Genomic DNA, 6981 nt, shown 5'->3' on the forward strand with positions numbered 1-6981 from the left:
CCTATTTTAGACAAGACTCATAAGATCATGTTTTGCTTAACTTAATGACATTGATCTACTCTCCTAGTATTTTTTCCATCAAATAACCTTCCCGAACACCGTTGGTCGATACCTGAATGCGTTTTGCCTTGGTATAGCGGGCAATCGCATCAATGATCAACAACCCGGTAAACATCGTATGCACCCGGTCCGGTTTTACCTTTAAAAACAGATGGATCGTCTGTCCGATATCATTTTGTAGCGTCTTGATCAGATTCTTTAACATGCAGGCATCCAATTCATAGACATCGTCTTTGATCCACTTCATCTCCACCAGCAGGGAACGAATTGCACGCATGCTTCCTCCGGTCACTGCCAGATCATCACAGCGAAGAATGCTTTTTTTCTGGTCACAGGCCCTTAATTCTTTTAATAGACGATCCTGTATCATTTTGATCTCACTTTTTGAAGGAATGATATTCGATACATATTTATTAAACAGGTTTAAGGATCCCACCGGAAGACTTGTCACAAAGCCAATCTGTTTTTGATCATAAAGAATGATCTCGCTGCTTCCGCCACCGGTATCCACATAAATTCCACTGTCATAATGTAAGCCATGAATGGCTCCGTGAAAGGAGATCCGTCCTTCCTGTGCTCCACTTAACAAATCAATACGAATCTGACAAAGCGACCATATGGCTTCAATAACCTCCTTCGAGTTATTAATATTACGTAAAGAGGCTGTCGCAAAAGCTGCATAACCATCCAGATGCAGTAAATCCATCATCTCTTTAAAACGATTTAAACAATCCGCCAATCGATGAATGCCTTCGTCGCTCATCTTTTCTTTTTTTACATATTGAACCAATCCGGCTGCTTCCTTTTTCGACAGCAGCAGTTCAAAACTCTCCCCTTTAATTTTGTATATATTTAAGCGAATCGTATTCGATCCAATATCAATAATTCCGTATGTCATAACGGTTCCTTTCCAGACTATTATAAGTCAAACACATTAAATCCATGTAAAAAGCACGTAAATATTATACCTCTTTTTTGGTTAGATGCCATTTGAACAAGAAAAAACTGTGAAGATGAAAGCTCCTCACAGTAAAAATTTATTTTTTTGTCCACTCTTTAAACTCTTCATCGGTAGCCAGTACATAATGTGTTCCATCCACCAGATGCTCTGTTCCTTTGTGATAATCAATACCGCTGGTTTTATAATCATACGATGCCGATTTACGATATTTCTCCACTCTTGGATTGGGTTCCGGGATCGCACTCAACAAAGACTTGGTATAAGGATGAATCGGATTGTTGAAGATTTCATCCGTTGTACCGGTCTCCACCAGGTGCCCCAAATGCAAAACACCGATATGATCGGAAATGTATTTGACCATGCTTAAATCATGGGCGATGAATAAATAAGCGGTATTGGTCTTTTTCTGGATTTTCTTCATCAGATTGACGACCTGTGCCTGAATCGATACATCCAGTGCGGAAATCGCTTCATCGGCAATCACAAGCTCCGGTCGCATTACCAATGCACGCGCTATACCAATACGTTGTCTTTGTCCACCGGAAAACTGATGGGGGTAACGATTGGCATGTTCTTTGGAAAGACCGACCAGTTCTAACATATCATAGACCTTTTGTTCTCTTTCGGCCTGTGAGCTGTATTCATGATGAATATCCAAACCTTCGGCAATGATGTCCATAACCTTACGGCGAGGATTTAAACAAGCCATTGGATCTTGAAAGATCATCTGCATCTTGGTTCGAAGCAGCTTAAGTTCTTCCTTAGACATCTTTCCGGAAATATTCTTCCCATTAAAGATAACTTCACCATCCGTTGGCTTATACAAACGAATGATGCTTCTTCCCGTTGTAGATTTACCGGAACCGGATTCACCAACCAGTCCATAGGTTTGACCCGGCATGATCTTAAAGGAGATGCCATCGACCGCTTTTACCGTAAATTTACGGCTGACTTTAAAATACTGTTTCAGATTCTTAACTTCCAAAATGGGTTGTGCTTCCGTCATGGTTTGGTTCTCCTTTCTGTTTCATCTTATCCAGGCGTTTTCTAAGAGCTTCAGGCATATCTACTTTTGGTGCATTTGGATGCATCAGCCAGCTGGCAACCTGATGGGAATCAGAGCCTGGCACCTTAAACATCGGTGGATCTTCTCTTAGATCGATATTCAACGCAAATTCATTTCGTGGTGCAAAGGCATCACCTTTGACCTCATGCGCAAGATTTGGCGGTGTGCCCGGTATCGTATATAATTCATCATCGTCGGTATCTAAATCCGGCATTGATGACAATAAACCCCATGTATATGGATGACGAGGATCATAAAAGATTTCATCGATCGTTCCGGTTTCTACGATTTTTCCGGCATACATGACATTGACATAATCCGCTACCTTGGCTACTACACCTAAATCATGTGTAATATAAATAACAGAGAGTTCTTTTTTCTTTTGAATGTCCTGAATCAGTTCCAGGATCTTAGCTTGTATCGTAACGTCCAGAGCGGTTGTCGGCTCATCGCAGATCAACACATAGGGATCACAGCTCAATGCGATCGCAATGACGATACGCTGACGCATACCGCCGGAAAGCTGATGTGGATAATTCTTCATTCGTTTTTTCGCATCTGTGATCCCTACCAACTCTAAAAGCTCTAAAGCTTTGGCGTAGGCTTCCTGTTTTGACTTTTTATAGTGATACATCATCGGCTCCATGATTTGCTTACCGATGGTCATAGTTGGATTTAATGAAGTCATCGGGTCCTGAAACACCATGGCGATCTTACGCCCACGAATTTCAGACTGTAATTCTTTTTCGTTCAACTGACAAATATCAACGGTCTTTGGTTCACCGGTATATTCATCATTCCAGTGATATTCGATCGATCCGGAATCAATGGAACCATTATTGGCCAACAGTCCCATAACCGCTTTTGTCGTTACAGATTTACCGGAACCGGATTCCCCTACGATCGCAATGGTTTCTCCTTTATATAAATCCAAATTCACACCACGAACCGCATGGACTTTACCACCGGTCGTTTTAAATGAGATATTCAAATCACGTATCTTTAAAATTCTTTCTCTATTTTCTTTCATACGATTACATCTCCTTCATCGTTGGATCTAACGCATCGCGTAATCCATCACCGACCAGGTTAAAGCTCAACATCAGAATGGAGAACACCACTACCGGAATGATCATCTGGAACGGATAGATCGTTAAAGTATTAAAACCATCGTTGATCAATGTACCTAAAGAGGCCTCCGGAATCGGTAAGCCCAAGCCGACAAAGGACAAATACGCTTCATAGAAGATCGCATTTGGAATCGACATCATGACCATGATGATCATCTGTGAGTAAATATTCGGTAAAATTTCCTTAAAGATGATAAAGAAGCTGCCGGCCCCTAAAGTACGGGAAGCCAGAACAAATTCTTCCTCTTTGGTCTTTAAGACCTGGGCACGAGTAATACGACTCATACCGATCCATTCAGTAAAGGACAAAGCCAGAATGATCGTAAATAAGCTGGATTTCATCACCATCAAAAGGATCGTTAAGATAACTAATGTTGGAATAGAGTTGATAACCTCCTGAATACGCTGCATCACAGAATCCACCTTACCGCCAAAATAGCCGGAGATCATTCCATAGGTCACACCGATGACTACATCAATAAAGATGGCTGCTACTGCCACAAACAAGGAAATTCGTGTTCCCTGCCATAAGCGTACCCATAAGTCACGTCCATAGTTATCTGTACCAAACCAGTGCTGGGCGCCCGGTGCGATATTCTGTAAAGAAGTATCGATCGCATCATATTTCCAGCCGGACAACATCGGTGCCACGATTGCAAAGATCGTAATCAATGCGATACAGACGATACCGATAACGGCTCCTTTATTTCGCACAAACAGACTGACAGAATCCTTCCAGGCAGAACGAGCCGGCATGACTTCATCTTTTTCCAGTTCTTGACTTTCATGCGCAAATTCAAAGTCTTTAGGTTGAAATTTCATTTCTTGTAAAGCTTGCATTTCTGTCATATTACTCATCCTTTCCTAAACGAATTCGTGGATCAATGATGCCATAAGAAACATCAATGACCAACATCATGAGGATATACATAGCAGCATATAAGAAGGCACAGGCTAAAATCACATTGTAATCGGAAGCCTGAATACTGTTGATCAATAATTTACCTAATCCCGGAACACTGCAGACCTTTTCAACGACCATGGTTCCTGTCATCAAATTGACTAAGATCGGTCCTAAGATCGTAATGATCGGAATCAGAGTATTTCGTAGAGCATGTTTAAAGATAATATCTTTGCGAGAAAGACCTTTCGCCTTAGCCAACATAATATAATCGGAATTTAATACGGAAATCATCTCTGTTCGCGTAAAACGTGCTACATTGGCAATTACGCTCATCGACAAGGCGATGATCGGCATAATGGCCGAATAAATCGGCTGAGTAGAAGAATACATCGTTGGTAAGATATGAAGATTGCTACCAAAAATGATCAGGATCAACATCGCAAACACAAATGATGGAATAGATACACCGATTACCGATAAAACCGTTGTCAATGTATCCCAGATCGTATTCTTATTCAAGGCAGCGACAACGCCTAAGAAAATTCCTACGATGGTACCTAAGATACAGGCACAAAGTCCTAAAAAGAACGAAATCGGTGCAGCTGTTCCTACTAACGAAGAAACCTGCATGTCTTTATACAAGTTCATGGAAACACCAAAGTCACCCGTCAGCATACCGCCCACATATTTGACAAACTGCTGGGGTAAAGGAAGATTCAAACCATAGCTTGCCTCAATAGCGGCACGTTGTGCCTCACTTAAATGTTCGTTGTTGATAGGAGATCCAGGAAGAAAGCGAACCATGCAGAATAAAACGACAAGGATCACAAATAAAGTGACCAGAGAAATCGCCAAACGCTGCAGTATATAACGAACTGTCGATTTTGACATAATAACCTCCTTTTTCAAAAAATAAACACAATATAGTGTTGAACCATATTGTGTTTATATACTAAAATTCAACTCAAATTCTTACTAAGCTTCTTTTGATACATAGTTGAATGTATATGGTACACCAACCGGACGGAATACCAATCCTTTTACAGACGGATTCTCTAACGCTGATGTTCCTTTCTGGAATACCGGAATGTTGACATAATCATTCATGGCCATCTCTTCTGCCTGCAACATCAGATTCCAACGAGTTTCGACATTCGCTTCGGTAGAAATCTGAGCCATAAGTGCGTCATAATCCGCATTTACCCATTTACCATAGTTGTTGACGTTATCTGATTTCATCAAGTTCAGATATGTTGTCGCATCTCCGTAATCCGGACCCCAACGTGTACAAGAAATATCAAAATCACCATTGGCCTGTTTTACATAGATACGGTCTTGTTTTGTAGTTGCGACCATTTCAATATTTAAGCCACCCAGTTTGGTAAAGGCATTTTGTAAATACGTAGCCATCGTATCCATTGGACTTTCATCCGTACCATACATCAATTTCAAAGTAATTTCTGATTTACCTAATTCCTGTAAAGCCTGATCCAAAGCGGCCTGTGCTGCTTCTAAATCATAAGTTGTGAAGTCTTTGGCATCGTCACGGAAATCCTGACCATTTGGACCGATTGATAAATCTTCCGGTACAAATCCGTTGGCCTCAATCGAACCATCCTTTAATACATTTGTTGCGAAGTCTTCACGATCAATCGCTAAAGATAGAGCCTTACGCAAATTCAAATTTTGCAGATCGGTATTTTGGAAGTTTGGTTGCAGATAGAACAAATACCCTTCCTTAAAGGTAATAAAGGCATCATCATCTTTATACTGATCTACCAGATCCGAGTTGATCGGTGCAAAGTCGTTGCTGCCACTGTCAAAGTTCTGTGCCGCAACTGTAGGTTCCTGTACCAGGTTCATCACTAATTTATCCAGTTTAACCTGATCGGCATTCCAGTAATCTTCATTCTTCACAAAAGTTGCCGTTGAACCCGGTGTCCAAGATTCCATCACGAAAGCACCATTGGAAAGAATAGCTTCCGCACTCTTGGCATATCCATCACCCTGCTCTTCCGCAAATTTTTCGTTAATTGGGTAATAACAAGGGAATGTCATCAACTCTTCAAAATAGGATACCGGACTTGTTAAAGTCACAACCAATGTTTTATCATCTTCGGCTTTTGCTCCCAGAGTGTCCAAATCTTCCTGTGTCAGCTCTTCACCGTTTCCTGTTTTGGCAATTAATTCATCAGCACCGGTAATGTGTGCACCATCGGATCCCATCATATAGGCATAATTTCCAACGTTTTTAATGATACGCTGCCAGGCATACACGAAGTCCTGTGCTGTAACCGGTTCTCCATTAGACCATTTGGCATCACGCAGCTTGAACGTATGTGTCAAACCATCATCGCTCACCGTGTGTTCTTCGGCAATGGCATTGGCAATGTTTCCATCCTCATCCAAGCCCATCAAACCATCGATGACCGCATGCATGGCGTTAAAAGACGTTCCGTCATCTGCATCACAAGAATCTAAGTTCTTGATATCCAGTTCACTGGCAAATGTAAACGTATTGGCTCCGCCAGAACCGGATCCACAGGCAGCTAATGACAAGGCCATTGTCCCAGCCATCAGTACCGACAATAATTTTTTCATATCGAACCCTCCTAAGTTGTGTTCATTTTGTGAACATGTGTATATATTAGAATACAATTTAATTTTTTACAAGCATAAATTGAAATTATTTTCATATGTTTCCTATTTTATGAAAAACCTTTCAAATAATTTTCATAATTCTTGAACGTTTTTCAATTAAATGTCTATACATTCGATACACAACCTAAAGTAAGTTTGCTATGTCCAATATGGAGAGTTCAAAATATATTTTATGGCTCTAGCCCTCTTTATATACATA

6 protein-coding genes are annotated in these 6981 nt (G+C 40.9%); all 6 read right to left on the reverse strand.

Translation table 11 applies throughout. The features are described 5' to 3' along the window. Nucleotides 1–55: 55 nt before the first annotated feature. Nucleotides 56–958 (reverse strand): Ppx/GppA phosphatase family protein, encoded by a 903-nt coding sequence (locus tag U0M88_RS02810; RefSeq protein WP_168965965.1) that lies wholly within the window; start codon nt 956–958, stop codon nt 56–58. Nucleotides 959–1097: 139 nt separating this feature from the next. Beyond that, nucleotides 1098–2027, reverse strand: a complete 930-nt coding sequence (locus U0M88_RS02815; RefSeq protein ID WP_022789626.1) for an ABC transporter ATP-binding protein — start codon at nt 2025–2027, stop codon at nt 1098–1100. Continuing rightward, the gene (locus tag U0M88_RS02820; protein ID WP_195222982.1) at nt 1996–3117 is read right to left on the reverse strand and encodes an ABC transporter ATP-binding protein; all 1122 of its coding nucleotides are present in this window, start codon (nt 3115–3117) and stop codon (nt 1996–1998) included. The genes U0M88_RS02815 and U0M88_RS02820 overlap by 32 nt, the downstream gene beginning before the upstream one ends. Nucleotides 3118–3121: 4 nt before the next feature. Further along, complete coding sequence (locus U0M88_RS02825; protein WP_229035738.1) at nt 3122–4066, reverse strand: ABC transporter permease; 945 nt, start codon at nt 4064–4066, stop codon at nt 3122–3124. Nucleotide 4067: 1 nt separating this feature from the next. After that, entirely contained in the window at nt 4068–5012 is a 945-nt protein-coding gene (locus tag U0M88_RS02830) for an ABC transporter permease (RefSeq protein WP_331868836.1), read from the reverse strand. 84 nt (nt 5013–5096) lie between these two features. Continuing rightward, nucleotides 5097–6722, reverse strand: coding sequence for a peptide ABC transporter substrate-binding protein (locus tag U0M88_RS02835; RefSeq protein WP_331868837.1), 1626 nt, complete (start codon nt 6720–6722; stop codon nt 5097–5099). Between the last annotated feature and the right edge of the window lie 259 nt (nt 6723–6981).

Origin of the sequence: Faecalicoccus sp., from assembly GCF_036552745.1 — a bacterium.
GTDB lineage: Bacteria > Bacillota_I > Bacilli_A > Erysipelotrichales > Erysipelotrichaceae > Faecalicoccus.

Excerpts from the sequence above, each read along its gene's own strand:
- U0M88_RS02835 (WP_331868837.1), bottom strand. The coding sequence starts at position 6,722 with ATGAAAAAATTATTGTCGGTACTGATGGCTGGGACAATGGCCTTGTCA.
- U0M88_RS02810 (WP_168965965.1), bottom strand. The coding sequence starts at position 958 with ATGACATACGGAATTATTGATATTGGATCGAATACGATTCGCTTAAAT.
- U0M88_RS02815 (WP_022789626.1), bottom strand. The coding sequence starts at position 2,027 with ATGACGGAAGCACAACCCATTTTGGAAGTTAAGAATCTGAAACAGTAT.
- U0M88_RS02820 (WP_195222982.1), bottom strand. The coding sequence starts at position 3,117 with ATGAAAGAAAATAGAGAAAGAATTTTAAAGATACGTGATTTGAATATC.
- U0M88_RS02830 (WP_331868836.1), bottom strand. The coding sequence starts at position 5,012 with ATGTCAAAATCGACAGTTCGTTATATACTGCAGCGTTTGGCGATTTCT.
- U0M88_RS02825 (WP_229035738.1), bottom strand. The coding sequence starts at position 4,066 with ATGACAGAAATGCAAGCTTTACAAGAAATGAAATTTCAACCTAAAGAC.